Genomic DNA, 17,259 nt, shown 5'->3' with positions numbered 1-17,259 from the left:
CGGATAGGTTCACAAAGGTTAAGTATTCGTTCCCTTGCGTCCAGCCAGCAATCGCGCGTCAAATTTGCATTTCTCTGCGGAAGCAATGGTCACCCTGCCTGCATCTGGATGTAGCGGGTTCAGCAGATAATTCCAGGTATGCGGCACGATAGACGATGGCACACGCGCCAGCGCTGTGCGCCTCTTTGCAAGCCACGTATCGCCGAGCTTTCGCGAGGTTCGCAGCGCGGCGTTCCAGACCTTTTCGTTTGACTCGACCAACGGCTCCACCGCAAGGTCATCCGGCGTTTCAATCCGCAGCAGCGTGTAATCCGGCGGCAATCCCGGATCGACAAGCTCCAGATGCACCAGCACTTCCAGTAGCGATGCCGCAGCCGATGCCGCAAGATACACAATTGGCTCACCGGCAGTATGCCATCGGCCCGAGGCGCGAACACCGCCACGGCCGCTCAGATTGCGATAGTCGCTAATGCGCCACAGGTGCATGCGTCAGGCAAACATGCCTTCGTCGATCTGGATCAGCATCTCTTCCACCAGGTACGCACCGAAAGCCGTTCGCATCATCTGCATGGGAGTACGCCCATCGAAACGCTGCTTCGGACTTTGGAACCACGAGCGCGCCCTGTCCCGATCACCCCAGATGCGGACCGCAGAATCGAACACGCGGACCAGCAATGCCAGCTTGTCCGACTCGTCCATGCTCAACGGCTCTTTCCGCGCCTTGCGGTGCTTCAGCGTCCGCGCCGGAATCACCACATCCAGCAGGTCTTTCAACTCAAATCCGGACGCTGTGGCAAAGCCATTCAAACGCTCAATCGGTAGTCCCCGCTCAATCGCAGAGATGTCTACCTGAAGAGCATCCATCAGGGGTTCGGCGACCGTTCGCTGTGCAGCACGAGCCATAAGGACATTATGCCACGAAATCGTCGGCAAAATGTCCTTTTACTGCGCTACGGTCACAGCCTTTGACTCAATGCGGATGCTGGTTCCCTCACCCACCACGTCTGGCACGAACCGGATGGGCACGTTCAGGGTGCGATTGCAGGTACGGACGGTCCAGATTTCGTTCCATGCAGCCCGGGCGATGGTCGGGACGGGGCCGTCGAGTTTCGTATCCAGCACATCCACCGGGCAGGTCTGTCCCTTAGGGACAAACTCTGCGGTTGCTCTCAACAGCGGCATCTGCGCATCCGTTTCAAGCTGCGGTGTGGCGATGCTTTCGCCCGGCAGCAATGGTGCAACGGCTGCGTGGCCGCTGCGGATGGTCACTAGAACGCGATACCGCCGATGCTCGCCGCAGGCCGTGCCCGGCACGCTTTCCACCCAGGTTGCATTGCTCAGATGGCCGTCAGCACCGGTGATCGGGGTTCCATAAATCTTGTGTGTCGCCTTAGTCCAGTCTGGCGTGACCGCAGGGCAGTGTGTGCTCAACCTGGTTTCGTATCCCACAAAGTTCTTCCGTGCGGCGTCGCGAAAGCCCTGAGATGTCTCAACCGTAGTAACGGCCTGGGACTCCTGTGCCGTCGCCGCGGGAGTGGCACAAGCAATAATTGCAATACATACGAGAGCACACGCCGGGGAAATACGCATGCCCTCAGAGTAACCGAGAGCAGCGAGACGAGCGCGACCGGCAGGCCGTCTCATTGTTCTCCTCTCCCCAAAGAGGATTCCTCATGCCCCTTTGTAACCGAGTCAGTTGCATCGGCAGTTCGCCCCTTCGGCTGAAAGGCGCCATCCTTGTATGCAACGACTGCTACGACATTCTTGAAGCAAGGGTTCTAGGACTGCAGCTGCCGCTTTCGCCGGGCGATCTTCTAAAGCGACAGAATAATGGCGACATGCATGGCTATAAGAACGACTACATACGCATGCTAACCATACTTTCCAGTGAAGCGCTTACATCACAGAAATTTAAGAAACTGAATGCGCTCATTGCAGGCATGTCGGCGGAAAAGGGATTGTCCTATACCTTGAAGTACTTCGAGTCGCTCTGCTGGTTTCCGCAGACCGATGTTATTCCCATCGGCATTCTGCCCGCAAATGAGTTTTATGCCATGATCGAGCGCGGAATGATGTGGAAGGACGTTGGTGCGGGGCTGAATCATGGCATCTATGCGCATCGACTGCAGTGGCATGTTCTGATGGCCTGGGTAACAAACGATTTCACGTTGGCGCGGGCATCAGGCTGGGACCACGGAGCATACGATCTTTTCTGCAGCATGGGTGAGAACGAAGCAAAAGACCTGAACCTGTGGGGAAGGCTGTTTGACGCCTCAGGTACGCCGAACTGCACTTCGCCCAACGAGGTGGAGTATGCAGCGAAGAAGGGCGGCGAGTTACTCAAAGGAAAGTTGGTCGAAAAGGCTGCGCCCTTTCGAGACACGTTCATCAAGATTCTTAATGCCGCCCACAAAAGTATCCCAAAGGACACTCCTGTCGACCAGAAAAATAGCGTCTTCAACAGCAATATCGAAAGGCTTTGGGAGCCCTACTACCTGCACATGCGCGGTATTCAAACCATGCAGGACGTAGACCTGAATGCATGGCAGGAGGAGGTGGGTGAGACAGTCAACATTCTGAATTACCTGGCATCCAATCGATGGGCGCCGGGGGAAATTGTGATGGAACACAATGGAAGAATCATGCGTCGACTGAGCCAGCCTGAGCCCGATCCGCAGGAGGTAAAGCTGCGACGTTGGCAATCGTCAGATACGCTGGATACTACCGATATGATGGCGATCATTGATGCGTACGAGAAGACGAAGCAAAGTTCAAAGGGCTTGCCTCAGTGAACGCATCGGACAGGCTTGGACTCATTGCTGGCAACGGACGCTTTCCCTTTCTTCTGCTCGAAGCCGCACGCGCACGCGGACTGCATGTCGTAGTCGCCGCCATCAAGGAAGAGACCGACCCGGAAATGGACACGCGCGCCGCAAACGACAGCGGCATGGAAGTCCACTGGATGAGCCTGGGGGAGCTGTCGAAACTGATCGACACCTTCCAGAAAGCAGGCGTGCACAACGCCGTGATGGCCGGGCAGGTGCGCCACAAGCAGATATTCTCTGCCATCCGTCCGGATTGGCGGCTGGCCAAGCTGCTGATGAGCCTGCGCACACGCAACACGGACATGCTTCTGGGTGCGATTGCCAAAGTTCTCAGCGATGAAGGCATTGAGCTGGTCAGTTCCACAGCCTACCTGGAGCCCATGCTGGCAAAACAAGGTGTCCTGAGCCAGCGCACACCAAACGAAACGGAGCGCAACGACATAGCCTACGGCCTGACCGTGGCACGCGGCATTGCAGGGTTTGATCTTGGGCAGACAGTCGTCATTGCCGCAGGTGCGTGCGTTGCGGTGGAAGCCATGGAGGGCACAGACGCCTGCATTGCCCGCGCCGGTGCACTGATGGGTTCGCTGGAAGACGATGCCTCCACACTGGCGCGTTCGCTGACCGTGGTAAAGGTCGCCAAACCAAGGCAGGATCTTCGTTTTGACGTTCCGGTGGTGGGTGTACCCACCATCCGTGCAATGCAGGCCGCGGGAGCTACCTGCCTGGCCGTGGAGGCCGGGCGAACGCTGCTGTTTGACGAAGAGAACATGCTGCGTGAAGCGGATGAAGCAGGAATCTGCATAGTAGGCGAGTAGCTTCAGAGACACAGGTCATTCCTGTATCCCGGCAAAGCTCTTACGGCCAAAGGCCGTCATCCTGAGCGAAGTCGAAGGACCTGCATTTCTTTCCTCCACGAGGATTTCGCTGGGAACGTAGCATCCCTCCACAACCGCAAAAATGCTTCCTGGGGCATTGCAGTGGGCTCAGAAGAAAGCGGATTCTTCGACTGCGTCAGGCTTCGCTCAGGATGACGAGCTTCGTTCCTGACGGCGGGGCCAGCGAAACGTGACGCATCTTCACCACCCAGTCAGACAATTTTCTGCAGCCGATTGCGTTCGTGCTGAGTCATACTGTCACCGGAAGAACTCAAGGGAGATGTATATGCAGCGTGCAGGATTATGGTCCATGGTGTTGGTAGCCGCATTGGCGGTGGCAGGAACGGCACGGATGGCAATGGCCGCCGCTGCCGCTGGTCTGTTGGAAACGGGCACGGCTGCCCCGAACTTCACTCTTCCCTCGCAGGAAGACAAACAGGTAAGCCTCAACCAGTACAAGGGCAAGTGGGTGGTGCTGTACTTCTATCCGAAGGACCAGACGCAGGGCTGCACCATTGAAGCGCACAATTTCCAGCGCGATCAGGCGCAGTATGACAAGGCCAACGCTGCGGTTCTGGGTGTGAGCCTGGATACGGCCGACAGCCACAAGGCCTTCTGCACCAAGGAAAACCTGACCTTCAAGCTGCTCGCCGATCCTGAGCACAAGGTGGTGGATGAGTATGGTGTTCCCGTCGTGGCCGCTGGCCCGAACCATTTCGCCAAGCGCGTCACTTTCCTCATCTCGCCCAAGGGCAAGATCGTAAAGGTATGGCCTGACGTGAAGGTGCAGAACCATAGCGAAGAAGTTCTCGCCGCCATTGATGAAGCGAAAAAGGCAAAGTCCTAAGACACCATTTCAACATTGCATCTGGATAAAGAGCGGGCCTTTGGCCCGCTCTTTTCGGTGTTGCATCCATCAGGAAGGCATGGATGGCTTCAGAGCCATCCTTTCAGGCGCGCAATCCGCGCCGCGTCGATGCGATTATTCGCACCTAATTTGCTGATGGCTTCCGAGAGATAGTTCCGAACAGTCCCTTCGGACAGACCGAGTTTGTGTGAAATCTCAGAACCGGAAGCACCATCGCCCGCCAGACGAACGACCTGCCGCTCTCGGTCCGTCAGGGGATCGGGGCCACTCCATGCTTCCGCGGCCAACTCCGGATCGATGACTCGCAAACCCCTATGGACACGACGTACTGCATTCGCCAGCTCTTTCGACGGCCTGTCCTTCAACAGGTATCCAAGCGCCCCTGCATCCAGTGCGCGGCGCAAATAACCCGCGCGCGAAAACGTTGTGAGGATAATGGTTCGGGTCGTTGAGCGCTGCCGCTTTAGCTCTGCCGCAACTTCAAGACCGCTCATCTCTGGCATTTCAATGTCGGTGATGAGAACATCCGGCTTGTGTTCTGTCACAGCGTCAAGAGCCGCTTTGCCATCGCGTGCCTGGCCTGCGACAAGGATGTCTCCTTCAATCTCCAGCAATGCCGCGAGCGCTCCCAGCACCATCCCTTGATCTTCAGCCAGCACAACCCGGATCATCTTCTCTCTTCCCGCGGTGTTATTCATACGAGTCCGCTCCTAGAGCCAGTAGTCAATGGCACCTTAATGATGAGCCTGGTCCCCGCTCCTATTTCGCGCCGCAATGTGCCTCCCAATGCTTCCACACGCTCACGCATTCCACGCACGCCATTCCCTTCGATCTGTTGTCCGCCATGACCATCATCCTGAATCTCCAGCAGGCAACAGGCATCCAGTTGCTCAATTCTCAAGCGGCAGTTTCGCGCATGGGAATGTCTTACAACATTCGTTACCGCCTCTCGCATCGCGAGTGCCAGGACGGTTTCCTGCGTCGGCGATAAGGTCATCGGCAGCGACAGACATTCTGTAGCAATCCCCGCAGTTCGCAGAATTGCATTCGCCCGGGCCAGTTCTTCCTCCAGCCCTCCGGCGCGATACCCGCTGATCGCATGACGCACCTCCGCAAGGGCCTTTCGCGAAATCTGCTCCACGTCGTGGATTTCCTCTCCTGCGCGTTTCGGATCACGCAGGATCAGCTTCGATGCCAGCTCCGATTTCAGAATGACGAGTGAAAGCGTGTGTCCCAGCACATCATGCAGGTCCCGCGCAATCCGCTCCCGCTCGGCTAACCGTGCCAGCTGCTCGATCTCCTCTTGCGCAAGGCGCAGTTGCCGATTGGCCTGGCTCCTCTGAACGAAATGGATGTTGGCGGAGCCAATGGCAATGGAAAGCAGCGAACCCGTAATCCAGAACCAGGGACTCAGGTGAAAAACGAATGTTTCTACTCCGACAACCGCGACAAGCGCTACCAGCAGCTTCGCTGCAAATTTTGAGTCACCCGTAAACGCCACGAAAGCGGCAGCGTAAATGATGAAGACGGATGCTCCCGCATTGAATGGCGCGAACCCCACACCCATCAGGGCAATGGCAGCGATAATCCACAGACACCGCCGGTCCCGGAGCCAGTATCCCCTGAAGTAGAGCACCAGGAAGACAGCGGTTCCCAGGGCCGTCGCCAACCACGTCTCCCATCCCACACGGTCCAGAATGGGGTGGATAAAAAAGAATCCAAGATAGATCAACCAGATATAGGGAGTCCAACCGAGCTCCACGTTCGGAGGCAGCAGGCGCATCGTGTTCCTTTGAATCGACCGGTTAATGGCTTTCACTTTCGTTTCTCTGAGACCAGTCCTGCCACAGAATCACAGCAGCAGTTGCCCACAACGTAAGACCGTTCACACTATATGCCGCGATATTGCGAACATGAGGATTCGGAATCAACACGGTAGCCAAAACCCCGAACGTCATCACGAATCCAGTCACATAGTAGATCGGCACCCGAAACAGCTTCGCAAGAGGAAGAAAGTGGATTCCGATGATGGCTCCGAGGAATACCGGGATCAATTGATAGCGGTGAGTGTGCCCTAACCAATTGGCCGCTCCGGCACATAGCCCCCATTCAATGGCAACGATCCCCCAGTAAGTCTTTGAAACGGAAGCCCAGCGTTCTCCCTCGGCGGAAGAGCGAGGCTGAGGAGAAAAGGACCGAAGCCGGACAACGGGCCAGATGATGAATCCAAGTGTAGCTATCCAGATGAGCGGTAGCCAGACAGGTCTGGCCATGCCTCCCAGATAAACCGCTTCGAACATCCAGATGGCTCCAAAGAAACCACAGATCAGCGCGCCGATCACACGGCCTTTCAACCAGCCTGCGCTGCCCGCTGAAGATGAGGGAATTGCACTCACGAGTTCCATATACGTGCTCCTGTCCAATCGGATATTTTTACGACCCATCCCTGGGCTGTATCCATACTGGTTGGAAAACTGGGTACGCAGTAGTGAACTTCGCCAACACCTGAACATGACAAATGTCATCGGTTGCTTGCTTCTGGAGTGCTTATCGATTTCCTCCCCGTCCGAATGACAATGCAGAAGGACGGGCAAGCCACAGAGTTCATTCCAGTCGACAACACGCGCAAAGCGCGTCGAGAACGGTACGAAGTACAGACGCAAAAAGGCCCGGAGCCTCATAGGGAGGAGCCGGGCCTTTTTGCTTGCCTTAACTACGTGCAGCCGGTTACCCGTCTGCGGTTAGGAGAAGTAGCGAACTACTTCTTTGCGGTCTTCTTTGCGGCCTTCTTTGCGACAGTCTTCTTCGCGGCCTTCTTTGCAACAGTCTTCTTCGCTGCTGCCTTCTTTGCCGGAGCCTTCTTCGCTACGACCTTCTTCGCTACGGCCTTCTTCGCCGGAGCCTTCTTCACGGCAGTCTTCTTTGCCGCGGCCTTCTTTGCAGGAGCCTTCTTGGTTGCCAAGGTTTTTCCTCGCTGGTTGGATTTCGTCGCCTTCTTACTGGCGACGTTGCCGCCACGTTTCGTCACTGACGATTTCGTGGCAGACTTCTTTGCTCCCGCTACTTTCTTCGCCACAGCCTTCTTCACTACCGCCTTCTTTGCGGTAGCTTTCTTTGCCGTGGTCTTCTTTGCGGGTGCTGACTTTTTCACCGCCACCTTTTTCGCTGCTTTCTTCGCGGCCTTCTTTACTACTTTTTTGGCTGCCTTCTTTGCTGCGGGTGGGGGAGACTTCTTTGCGGCCTTCTTCGCCGCTTTCTTGGCTGCTTTCTTGGCTGCTTTCTTAGCGGCCTTCTTTGCTGCTTTCTTCGCTGCGGGAGGCGCGGCTTTCTTCACGGCAGACTTCTTTGCCGGAGCCTTCTTCGCCGCTTTCTTCGCAACAGCCTTCTTCGCAGCAGGCTTTGCAGAGCTCAGCGAAACCGCAACCGAGGTCTCAGCTACATTCTTTTCCGGCTCTACCGATTCACTCTCTGCGGGTGTGTAGGGATTCCCCTGCGACGAAGGCGATGCCTTCAGCGTTGCCTGTTCCGCATGATGCTCGCTGCGGAGAAGACGGTCGGCACCTTCACTGTCGGTGTCATCGTCCGTGTCCGGCTCGTCGTCTATGTCATCTTCCTCGTCGTCCAACGTGCGGTCATCATCATCCGAGGTGGTGGTCACTTCGTCTTCTTCGTCCTCTTCGTCGTCGTCGAAGTCATCTTCTTCATCGCCGTCGAGCTCAGGCTCGTAGTCGTCGTGCGCCGCTGCATAGTACTTCAGATCATCATCAGACATCATGGTCCACAAACCTCCGCTACCGATGTTGGATAGGATGCAACATCTTCTTTATGCGTGTTGCAGGTGGCCAATGAAAACACATCGGATGCGAACACAGCAATATGGTGCACCGTGGCTGGTGCAATAGCAAGAAGAAGTTTTCATTGATGAGCAGATTTTGATACCGCTCTGGTACGCGCCCCTCTTTCTTCGTCGACCCAAGCACCGACATGACATGCGAGAGCGGCCATGTCTTTCTGCAAAAATCGCGCAGGACGGGCTCCGATAAACTAATCACTATGGCCTCTATCGTGAAAGCAATCCGCGGCACACGCGATCTGCTTCCCCCTGAAACTGCTTTGTGGAACCGCGTGGAAAGCACTGTCCGCGCCGTCTTTGCCCGCTACAACTTTGGTGAAATACGCACGCCCGTGCTGGAAGCAACGGAACTGTTTGCACGCGGCGTGGGTGAAGAAACCGACATCGTCAGCAAAGAGATGTACACGTGGGAAGACCGCGCACGCGCTGCCAGCGAGAAGGCACAGTCGCTCACACTGCGTCCGGAGAACACCGCAGGCGTGGTCCGCGCCTACATTGAACACAAGCTGGGCGACACCGGCCAACTGCAGAAGCTGTACTACATCGGCCCCATGTTCCGCCGCGAGCGTCCACAGAAGGGACGCTATCGTCAGTTCTTTCAGATTGGCGCTGAGGTCATCGGCCCTGCATCATCTGGCAGCGAATCCGCTCTGCGCGATGCGGAAGTGCTGGAGATGCTGGCGACGCTGCTGAATGAACTCGGCATCCCACGTGCCTCTGCTGCGAACGAATACAAGGGATGGAAGCTGCATCTGAACTCCGTTGGCTCGTCGACGGATCGTCCGCGCTACATTGCCGCGCTGCGTGAAGCCCTGGTGCCGGTGAAGGACAAGATGTGCCCGGACAATCAACGCCGCGCGGAGACCAATCCACTGCGCGTACTGGACAGCAAGGACGAGGCCGACCAGGAGATCATCAACGCGCTGCCGAAGATTGCCGACTACCTCGACGACGCCTCCACGGAACACTTCCAACAGGTGAGGGCCGCGCTGGATGCCTGCGGCGTTCCCTACGAAGTGAATCCGCGACTCGTTCGTGGTCTGGATTACTACACGCGCACCACGTTCGAGTTCACCGTCGACCTTGGCCTCGGCACACAGAACGCGCTGCTGGGCGGCGGACGTTATGACGGCCTGAGCGAAATGCTTGGCGGCCCCAAGGCTCCCGGCATCGGCTTCGCGATTGGTGAAGACCGCCTCATTCTGACGCTGCAGGCACTGGAAGAGTCGCGTGCGATTGCGGAAGGCGAACCAGCTGCAACAAAGATCGACGCATACATTGCCCCGTTGTCCACGGCACAGAATCCTGCAGCACTGGCACTGGCACGCACGTTGCGCGCCGCCGGTCTGGAAGTGGAAGTGGGCGACGGCAACTTCCGTCTGAAGAAGAGCTTCGAGAATGCAGACCGCATTGCCCGCAGCATCGTCATCCTGGGCGAAGACGAAGTGACTACCAGCATTGCCACGGTGAAGCAGTTTGCAGACGGCGCGCAAAGCAAAGTTGCCTTTGCAGAGTTGGCGGCTGCACTCAAAGCCTGAGCTAGCCACTCCCCAAAGAGAAACAACAAAGGGCACGGATGCATCCGTGCCCTTTTTCCTTTGTGGCTAGGCTGTATCGACAAATTGTTTGAGATGTAACCATGAGCAGGCGAGGGCAACTGTGGCGGCGAAGGACACGGCGTATTTGCAGTATCGGGTGGCGAATCTGCGGAACTGTTTGAGTTGGTTGAAGCAGCGCTCGATGCGGTTGCGAAGCCTATAGAGGTTGGGGTCGTGGAGGCGTTGTCGTCGGCGATTGATTTTGGAGGGGATGACGACCGTTGCCCCATCCGTTGGGCATGCTCAACGATGGCCTGGCTGTCATATCCTCGATCGGCGATGACTGCCTGTACCCTGCGTTGGCCGAGCAGAGCAATGGCCTCGGTGTAATCGCTGCGTTGACCTGGGGAGAGGCGAAACTCCAGTGGCTCGCCTTCGCCGTTGACCAGCAGATGCACCTTGGTCGTCAGACCGCCTCGGCTTCGCCCCAGAGCCTTGTCGCCCCTTTTTTGCGGCCCGTGGCCGCTTGCTGGTGAGCCTTGACGATGGTCGAATCCAGCATCAGGTAAGGGTTCTGCCGGTCACGCACTAAGTCGGCGAAGATACGGTCCCACACACCCGCCCGCGCCCAGCGCACGAACCGCTTGTGCACGCTCTTGTACTTGCCGTAACGCTCGGGAAGATCGGCCCAGCGCATCCCAGAACGAATCACCCACAACACACCGTTCACGAATCGCCGGTTGTCTTCCGCAGGACGTCCCACCAAACCGGCTCGACCAGGCAGCAATGGCTCAATCCGCCGCCACTGCGCTTCGCTTAGTTCGTAACGCAACACTCCCATCCACCCACTGCAACAAATCGCCGCACACCGGCGTAAGTGAATATGTCGATACGCCCTAGTTATCCGTAGGCGGATCGATGTGATCCACCACAAGAATCGGAATCTCCATCTTCGCTGGCTGCAGCTTCAGTCCAAGCTGTTCCTGCAATGCGGTGAAGAAATCCGGATCGTTGTTGTTGGCGTCGCCGGTGTTAGCACTCAGGTTCGACGAGGAGAAGTGCAGGTCCATGTCATACGATCCGGTCAACCCTGTCTTATCCACAATCTTGCGGTCTGCCGGCATCTCAAGGATGGATGCGAAGAACACCACCGGCACCGCCTTGCTGGTAATGCGTCCAGACGAAAAGGAGATGCTGCCATGATTCGGATCAGACGCGGTTGGCTTCAAACGAGCGCCGCCCTTGGCTGCGGTCAGCATGTAAACGTTGCGCTCGCCCTTCTCCCAATGCATCTTCAAATGAAAGCGTTCGGTCAACAGCGCCTGCTCCATCAGCATCTCGCCGGTGTAAGTGCGGGTTGAGAACGCGGTAATGGTATCGGAGGTGGACATCCCCGAGAGTTTTTTGAAGGCAGGCACATCTTCCGGGGCGACACGTGCGTCCACGTCGTATCGTGCGGACTTCGCCCAACTCGGCAGCCCCATAATCTCGTCGTCGCGCATGGGCATGATGCCGAAGTTATAGGCCTGCGAGATCAGCGAAGCCAGCGGCGCACCGCGTTCGGAGATACCGTTCGGCTGATCGTTAGCAGACGCATTGTTCTCATGCGCGGGATCCATCTGGTGAATGGAAACCGCCATCCATTGCAGCGGTTCACCGCCGGGCGGCGTCGGTTTTATCGATTGCGCGAACGCCGAACAACACAAAACTGAGAACGCGACCATGAACGCAGCACGAATCATGGACTTCTTCACAGTGGAACCTTGCATGTCAGCCCCATGCCACTTAAGAAGATTCAGGCAGCCTTCGCGTTCTCAATTTGATAGACGTATGCATCCTCAAGATAGCGATTGCCGATCATCTGGCCGCCAAGACGCATACCTGACACGCTACGGGTACTGCCAAACAGCCGTTGCAGTACAACGATCATTGGATCAGTCATCGGAAGAACCATGATGTTAGGTGCAGACCAAACGAACTTCGACTGGATTGCGCGATCCACACGGGTATATGCCTCGAGCTTCGATGCAGAGTTGAAATCCGGAGAAGCGATGAAAAGCCGCGGTTCATCATAGTCACTGGTTTTGGCCCAAAGAGCGACAGCAATGCGGACACCAGCTTCGCGAAGACCGTCCAAAACTTTTTCGCCCGATGCAACATCGAACCCTACCAGTGTTGTTTCAGCCATGCAAGCACTCCTTCCTGAGAATTATCAACCGCTTCCAATAGAAACGCAGCGTCGGCCTTTTGCCAGATTCGGTAGCGGCTACCCTCATTCCACTCCCGCGCAATCTCCCAACGCGTGCCCAGTCCCGGCTTGTCCTGTCTCGCATACTTAAGCGCCGATTCCAGACCAGCAGTTTTCAAAAGCGAGGCAACATCGTGACTGTACGAATCGTTCGTTCGCTTCCTGTCAGGAAAATCATACGCCTGAGTTGATTTCGCAATGCAAGCTTTCAAAGCGCATTCCACAACATAACCGGCGAGATAATAAGCGCCACTATAACTTCCCACAGAAAGCAGAAGTTGCGCCTCCTGAAGGCGCAACTCGGCAAGTAGCTGAAAATCGGAACGTGTCATGATGCTTACGCGCGGCTCATGTATGCGCCTTCTGCCGTGTCGATGCGGATCTTCTCGCCTTCGTTGATGAACGGCGGCACCTGCACCACCAGGCCGGTTTCGGTCTTGGCAGGCTTGGTGACGGACGACGCAGTTGCGGACTTGATGCCCGGCTCCGTCTCTACAACCGTCATCTCCACCACGTTGGGCAGTTCCACACCCACCGGCTTGCCGTCGATAAAGCTGATGTCCACCTTGATGTTTGGCAGCATGTAGTCCACAGCATCGCCCAGGATGTCACGACCCAGCGACGTCTGTTCGTAGTTGCTCATGTCCATGAAAACGTACTCTTCGCCGTCCTGGTACAGGAACTCCATCTCCACATCGTCCACGATCACGCGGTCGATCGCGTCGCCGGAGCGGAAGCGGTGCTCAAACATGGCACCCGATTCCAGGTTGCGCAGCTTTGCCTGGATGAAGGCGCGAAGGTTGCCGGGGGTGCGGTGCTCAACAGAGAAGACCGAGTGCAGCTTCTCGTTGTGCTTGATGACCATGCCGGGGCGCATTTGTGTGGCGGGAATCGCCATGGTGAAAACTCCTAATGTCTTGCCTTGAACTGGTGGGAATATGCGCGCGAAAGGCTTTCAAAATCCCGAGGTTCATTGTATCGCGCTAAACCATTGGGTCTGAAGAAGCGGCACATCACGCCACGAAGTCAGCCTATTTCCCGGAAGCGATCATTGCAGCCAGCAACAGCGTGCGCGGCAACAGCAACAAATGATCCAGCAGCAGCGATTCATGCGCAGCATGTGCGCCTTCGCCCACCGCGCCCATGCCGTCCAGTGTTGGCACACCAATACCCGCAGTGAAATTGCCATCGGATCCGCCACCCGTAGAGGCTTCTTTCAATTCCATACCCAGCGATGCCGCCAGTGCCCGTGCCTGTTCAAACAAACGCACTGTCCCCTCGCCGCGCTCCATCGGCGGACGATTGATGCCTCCGCTCACCTGCAACGAACAGGCAGGATCACCGACAGTAAGCCCATGAAAGAGGCGATCGACACGTTCTGCATCGGCCGCACGAGCAATGCGGACATCCACCTCAGCCCAGGCATGCGCGGCGATCACATTCGACCGCGTTCCACCGCCAATTACTCCCGGATTGACCGTCAGCCCAGTCTCCAGGTCCGTGAACTTCTCCACCTTCAACAGCAAACGCGCCAATTCCAGCACCGCCGAACGTCCGCGCGTAAAGTCCACTCCCGAATGCGAGGCCACACCCGCCACATCCAGCCGGTAATGCCCGACGCCCTTTCGCGCCGTTTTGTACGCGGCATCCTCCGTGGTGCCGGGTAAGCCCTGCGCTGGTTCCAGCACAAAAACCGCCTCACACTCCCGCGCAATCCGTTCCGTATGGGGCCGCGAAACCTCTGAGCCGGTTTCTTCATCAGGGTTCAGAAGCAGAACGACAGGCTGCGAAAGGCCACCATTTTGCTGCACAGCCTCCACTGCGGCCAGCGCCATCACGACCCCGGCTTTCATGTCCAGGACACCCGGTCCCCACAGCCGCATACGTCCCTGTGCATCTGCCTCCTGCCGCCAGGGCATCCCAGCCAGCGTGCCCAGGGGCCAAACAGTATCCAGATGTCCTAATAACATCAGTGGTTTACGTCCGTTCGCCTGGTCTCCGAACCATAGCTCAACAACGTCACCATAGCCCGTCTGCGGATGCCGCATCACGCGTCCGCCAAGCTCCTCCGCCCAGGCAATCGCCATGTCCATGGCGCGGTTCACCGCCGCCGCATCTTCCGTAGGCGACTCGCACTCCACCAGTGCGCGCAAACGGGAGAGCCATCGGTCGCTTGTCTTGGTCAGGGCGGTTTGCAGCAGATGCAGGTCAGAGGACATGGCCCGATTCTACGTCCGAGGCCCAGTTTGTACCGGGTGACTGTGTCTATTAAGACACAGTTGCGCCGTCCCAAATGGGTGTACGCTGTCCTTCGCCGGATTTTGTAGCGCCCCCCAACGCTGCATTCTCCAAGTTGCATCAGGAGCGCTGGATTTGGGTCAATCGCCACACAGGGAATGCACGTTGCAGGAGGCAGTCTGCTTTAACGGCGTGGGTCTGCACTCTGGCGCACCTGTGACCATGCGGCTGGTACCTGCGGCCCCCGGTTCCGGCATCGTCTTCCGCCGCACCGATCTGGACAATTTTGAAATTCCCGCCAATGGCCGCAACGTAGCCAAGGTGTCGTACGCGACATCGCTCATGCGGCAGGGCGTTCTGATTTCCACCACCGAGCATCTTCTTAGCGCATTCATCGGCTGTGGTGTGGACAACGTCATCGTCGAAATCGACAACCTGGAAGTCCCGATTCTGGATGGTTCGGCCCTGCCCTACGTGGAGGCGTTTGAGCGTGTAGGCATCCAGCAGCAGCGCCGCCGCCGCGAATATCTGCGCATTCTGAAACCCGTTGAAGTCACGGAAAAGAGTAAGGATGGCCTGAAATTTATCGGTGTATATCCCGGCAAGGGCTATCAGATCGACTACTCCATCGACTTCCCTGCACCAATCGGTACATCCCGCTTTCTGGGCGACCTGCAAACCGGTGCTTATGCCGACCTGATTGCTCCGGCCCGCACCTTCGGCTTCCGTGAAGACGAACCTATGCTGCGCAACATGGGCCTGATTCGCGGCGCGGACGACACCTGCGCCATCATCATCGGCGAGAAAAAAGTGCAGAATGGCCCACTCCGTTTCCCCGACGAGTTCGTTCGTCATAAAGTGCTGGACCTGATCGGCGATCTCGCCCTTGCAGGACGCCGCATTCAGGGCCGCGTGGTGGCCGAACGCGCAGGACACGCCATGCACACCGCGCTGGTCAGCACACTGCTGAAGGATCGCTCCGCATGGGAGCTGGCTCCGGAATTCGACGAAGAACCCACCCTGGAATCGTCTCTGAACGCCGCATTCGCCACGCCGGTCCACGCCTGATTCGCCGTGCCTCTCGCCGCCATCGCATTGGGATCGAACCTGGGTGACCGCAAGGCTACTCTGACGGATGCCGTTCGTTCTTTAGCCTCTGTCGGCCGCGTCGTAGCTGTGTCCCCGTGGATTGAGACGGAGCCTGTGGGCTACACCGATCAGCCCGAGTTTGTGAACGGCGCAGCACTCATCGACACGGAACTGGCGCCCGTGCTTCTGCTGCAAAATCTGCTGCAAATCGAACGAGAACACGGTCGCGACCGTTCGCATGGCATTGAAAAAGGACCCCGCACACTCGACCTAGACCTGCTGCTATATGCGAATACGGTCATGGAGACACCGGAGCTGACCCTGCCCCATCCGGAGATGCATTGCCGCCGTTTCGTACTGGAACCGCTGGCATCCATCGCGCCAGAAATGATTCACCCGGTGCTGCTCCGGACGGTCCGCCAGCTTCTGCAGGAACTGGACGCGTATACTGCCTGAATCGCAGGCGATGGCCATGGGAAAGAAAGACAAGACAGAACGGGAAGAAACATCCGCACAGGACAATGCGGAAGAACGCAGCATGATCGCCATTACGCGTGCGCTTGCCGACCCCACCCGCCTCTCTGTCTTCCGCCGCATTGCGAACAAGGAAAACTCCACCTGCATGGATCTGCGCGGATGCCTGGAGATGAATCCTGCAACGCTATCCCATCACATGCGCCAACTGGAATCCGCCGGCCTGATTGAGACACATCGCGATGGCAAGTTTGTCCGCGCGGAAGTACGGCGCAAGGTGTGGAAGAACTACCTTTCCTACCTGAAAGAACTTGCCTGAGTTCTCCCGCCCTGTTTTGTACGTTTTCACGATCATCAAAATGTTTCCTGAATCCTTTCCCGCCCCAGCGCAATCATTTCGATAGTCATTGAAATGTCGAAGCGAGATGCTTCGGGAGGATGTAAGGATCATGGGTAAGCTCAGCGGGAAAGTTGCATTGGTAACCGGCGCATCCAAAGGGATTGGCGCGGCCATTGCAGAGGATCTGGCGGCAAATGGTGCGTCCGTCGTGGTGAATTATGCTTCGTCGAAGGCTGGCGCGGACGTTGTGGTGGAACGCATCACCAAGGCTGGCGGCAAGGCGATTGCCGTAGGCGCGAACGTAGCCAAGCCGGAAGAGATCAGTAAGCTGATCGACGAAACGGTCAAGGCGTACGGCAAGATCGATGTGCTGGTAAACAATGCCGGTATCTTCGACTTTGCTCCGCTGGAAGCCATCACGCCGGAACACTTTCACAGCCAGTTCAATACCAACGTACTGGGCCTCCTGCTAACCACGCAGGCCGCGGTGCCGCACTTCCCTGCGGAGGGCGGATCGGTGATCAACATTAGCTCAGTGGTGGCTACACTGGCCCCGGCACACGGCTCTGTTTACAGCGCTACCAAAGGCGCGGTAGACACCATCACGCTGTCGCTCTCGAAGGAACTGGGACCGAAGAAGATTCGCGTGAACAGCGTGAGCCCCGGCATGGTGGTGACCGAAGGCGCCATCAGCAAAGGCTTCATCGGCAGCCCGTTTGAAGCAAAAGCAGTGGAAGAGACGCCGCTGGGCCGCGTGGGACAGCCGGATGACATCGCCACAGCCACCACCTTCTTCGCTACAGACGATGCGCGCTGGGTAACCGGCCAGATCATCAAGGTCTCCGGCGGCGCACGCTGATAACAACAGGTTTCTCTGCGCTTAACCCTCCGAGCTGGCGCAGAGATTG

Annotated in this window: 20 protein-coding genes and 1 pseudogene; 8 read left to right on the top strand and 13 right to left on the bottom strand. The window is 57.3% G+C overall.

The genetic code is table 11. The annotated features are described in order from the left end of the window. Positions 1-18: 18 nt before the first annotated feature. Genes AB6729_RS11905 through AB6729_RS11895 form a run of 3 tightly spaced genes read right to left on the bottom strand, consistent with a single transcriptional unit; the run spans position 19 to position 1,644 of the window. Positions 19-486 carry an RES family NAD+ phosphorylase gene (locus tag AB6729_RS11905; RefSeq protein ID WP_371081837.1) on the bottom strand — a complete coding sequence of 156 codons (468 nt, stop codon included), beginning with the start codon at positions 484-486 and terminating at the stop codon, positions 19-21. Between the two features lie 3 nt (positions 487-489). Continuing rightward, the gene (locus AB6729_RS11900; protein WP_371081836.1) at positions 490-903 is read right to left on the bottom strand and encodes an antitoxin Xre/MbcA/ParS toxin-binding domain-containing protein; all 414 of its coding nucleotides are present in this window, start codon (positions 901-903) and stop codon (positions 490-492) included. Positions 904-942: 39 nt separating this feature from the next. Then, complete coding sequence (locus AB6729_RS11895) at positions 943-1,644, bottom strand: hypothetical protein (RefSeq protein ID WP_371081835.1); 702 nt, start codon at positions 1,642-1,644, stop codon at positions 943-945. A 29-nt stretch (positions 1,645-1,673) separates the two neighbouring features. Between AB6729_RS11895 and AB6729_RS11890 the strand changes: the two genes are divergently transcribed. The 3 genes from AB6729_RS11890 (at position 1,674) to AB6729_RS11880 (ending at position 4,550) form a co-directional block, all read left to right on the top strand. Further along, positions 1,674-2,792 (top strand): LirA/MavJ family T4SS effector, encoded by a 1,119-nt coding sequence (locus AB6729_RS11890; protein ID WP_371081834.1) that lies wholly within the window; start codon positions 1,674-1,676, stop codon positions 2,790-2,792. Continuing rightward, the gene (locus AB6729_RS11885) at positions 2,789-3,643 is read left to right on the top strand and encodes an LpxI family protein (protein ID WP_371081833.1); all 855 of its coding nucleotides are present in this window, start codon (positions 2,789-2,791) and stop codon (positions 3,641-3,643) included. Before AB6729_RS11890 ends, AB6729_RS11885 begins: the two co-directional genes overlap by 4 nt. 346 nt (positions 3,644-3,989) lie before the next feature. Then, on the top strand, positions 3,990-4,550 hold the full coding sequence (locus AB6729_RS11880; RefSeq protein WP_371081832.1) for a peroxiredoxin: 561 nt from the start codon (positions 3,990-3,992) through the stop codon (positions 4,548-4,550). An 89-nt stretch (positions 4,551-4,639) separates the two neighbouring features. On the opposite strand, the gene AB6729_RS11875 is transcribed toward AB6729_RS11880, so the two are convergent. From AB6729_RS11875 to AB6729_RS11860, 4 genes are all read right to left on the bottom strand, one after another. Next, on the bottom strand, positions 4,640-5,242 hold the full coding sequence (locus AB6729_RS11875; RefSeq protein WP_371082619.1) for a response regulator transcription factor: 603 nt from the start codon (positions 5,240-5,242) through the stop codon (positions 4,640-4,642). A 23-nt stretch (positions 5,243-5,265) separates the two neighbouring features. Further along, positions 5,266-6,354: a sensor histidine kinase gene (locus AB6729_RS11870; protein WP_371081831.1), complete on the bottom strand. Its 1,089-nt coding sequence runs from the start codon at positions 6,352-6,354 to the stop codon at positions 5,266-5,268. Positions 6,355-6,376: 22 nt separating this feature from the next. Continuing rightward, positions 6,377-6,976 (bottom strand): hypothetical protein, encoded by a 600-nt coding sequence (locus AB6729_RS11865; RefSeq protein WP_371081830.1) that lies wholly within the window; start codon positions 6,974-6,976, stop codon positions 6,377-6,379. A 353-nt stretch (positions 6,977-7,329) separates the two neighbouring features. Continuing rightward, a complete protein-coding gene (locus AB6729_RS11860) occupies positions 7,330-8,346 on the bottom strand; it encodes a hypothetical protein (RefSeq protein WP_371081829.1) in 1,017 nt (338 codons plus the stop codon). Between the two features lie 278 nt (positions 8,347-8,624). Here AB6729_RS11860 and hisS point away from each other — a divergent pair, with 278 nt between their 5' ends. Next, positions 8,625-9,962, top strand: a complete 1,338-nt coding sequence (gene hisS, locus AB6729_RS11855) for a histidine--tRNA ligase (protein ID WP_371081828.1) — start codon at positions 8,625-8,627, stop codon at positions 9,960-9,962. A 66-nt stretch (positions 9,963-10,028) separates the two neighbouring features. Here hisS and AB6729_RS11850 read toward each other — a convergent pair. From AB6729_RS11850 to AB6729_RS11825, 6 genes and pseudogenes are all read right to left on the bottom strand, one after another. Continuing rightward, a pseudogene (locus tag AB6729_RS11850) lies at positions 10,029-10,797 on the bottom strand (IS5 family transposase). Positions 10,798-10,858: 61 nt separating this feature from the next. Beyond that, positions 10,859-11,704 (bottom strand): TIGR03435 family protein, encoded by an 846-nt coding sequence (locus AB6729_RS11845; RefSeq protein WP_371081827.1) that lies wholly within the window; start codon positions 11,702-11,704, stop codon positions 10,859-10,861. Positions 11,705-11,757: 53 nt separating this feature from the next. Beyond that, positions 11,758-12,150 (bottom strand): hypothetical protein, encoded by a 393-nt coding sequence (locus AB6729_RS11840; protein ID WP_371081826.1) that lies wholly within the window; start codon positions 12,148-12,150, stop codon positions 11,758-11,760. Next, positions 12,129-12,542: a HEPN domain-containing protein gene (locus AB6729_RS11835; protein ID WP_371081825.1), complete on the bottom strand. Its 414-nt coding sequence runs from the start codon at positions 12,540-12,542 to the stop codon at positions 12,129-12,131. Before AB6729_RS11835 ends, AB6729_RS11840 begins: the two co-directional genes overlap by 22 nt. Before the next feature lie 5 nt (positions 12,543-12,547). Next, positions 12,548-13,108 (bottom strand): elongation factor P, encoded by a 561-nt coding sequence (gene efp, locus AB6729_RS11830; protein ID WP_371081824.1) that lies wholly within the window; start codon positions 13,106-13,108, stop codon positions 12,548-12,550. A 133-nt stretch (positions 13,109-13,241) separates the two neighbouring features. Beyond that, positions 13,242-14,429, bottom strand: a complete 1,188-nt coding sequence (locus tag AB6729_RS11825; protein ID WP_371081823.1) for a M20 family metallopeptidase — start codon at positions 14,427-14,429, stop codon at positions 13,242-13,244. A gap of 148 nt (positions 14,430-14,577) precedes the next feature. On the opposite strand from AB6729_RS11825, the gene lpxC reads away from it, so the two are divergent. From lpxC to AB6729_RS11805, 4 genes are all read left to right on the top strand, one after another. Next, positions 14,578-15,516, top strand: a complete 939-nt coding sequence (gene lpxC, locus AB6729_RS11820) for a UDP-3-O-acyl-N-acetylglucosamine deacetylase (RefSeq protein ID WP_371082618.1) — start codon at positions 14,578-14,580, stop codon at positions 15,514-15,516. Positions 15,517-15,522: 6 nt separating this feature from the next. After that, positions 15,523-15,993 (top strand): 2-amino-4-hydroxy-6-hydroxymethyldihydropteridine diphosphokinase, encoded by a 471-nt coding sequence (gene folK, locus AB6729_RS11815; RefSeq protein ID WP_371081822.1) that lies wholly within the window; start codon positions 15,523-15,525, stop codon positions 15,991-15,993. A 16-nt stretch (positions 15,994-16,009) separates the two neighbouring features. Beyond that, positions 16,010-16,330, top strand: a complete 321-nt coding sequence (locus AB6729_RS11810; RefSeq protein ID WP_371081821.1) for an ArsR/SmtB family transcription factor — start codon at positions 16,010-16,012, stop codon at positions 16,328-16,330. A gap of 130 nt (positions 16,331-16,460) precedes the next feature. Beyond that, on the top strand, positions 16,461-17,210 hold the full coding sequence (locus AB6729_RS11805) for an SDR family NAD(P)-dependent oxidoreductase (protein ID WP_371081820.1): 750 nt from the start codon (positions 16,461-16,463) through the stop codon (positions 17,208-17,210). The last annotated feature ends 49 nt before the right edge of the window (positions 17,211-17,259 follow it).

This window comes from Terriglobus sp. RCC_193 (assembly GCF_041355105.1).
Classification (GTDB): domain Bacteria; phylum Acidobacteriota; class Terriglobia; order Terriglobales; family Acidobacteriaceae; genus Terriglobus.
Note: the sequence above shows the minus strand (reverse complement) of the source record. Positions and strands in the feature narration are given on the sequence as shown.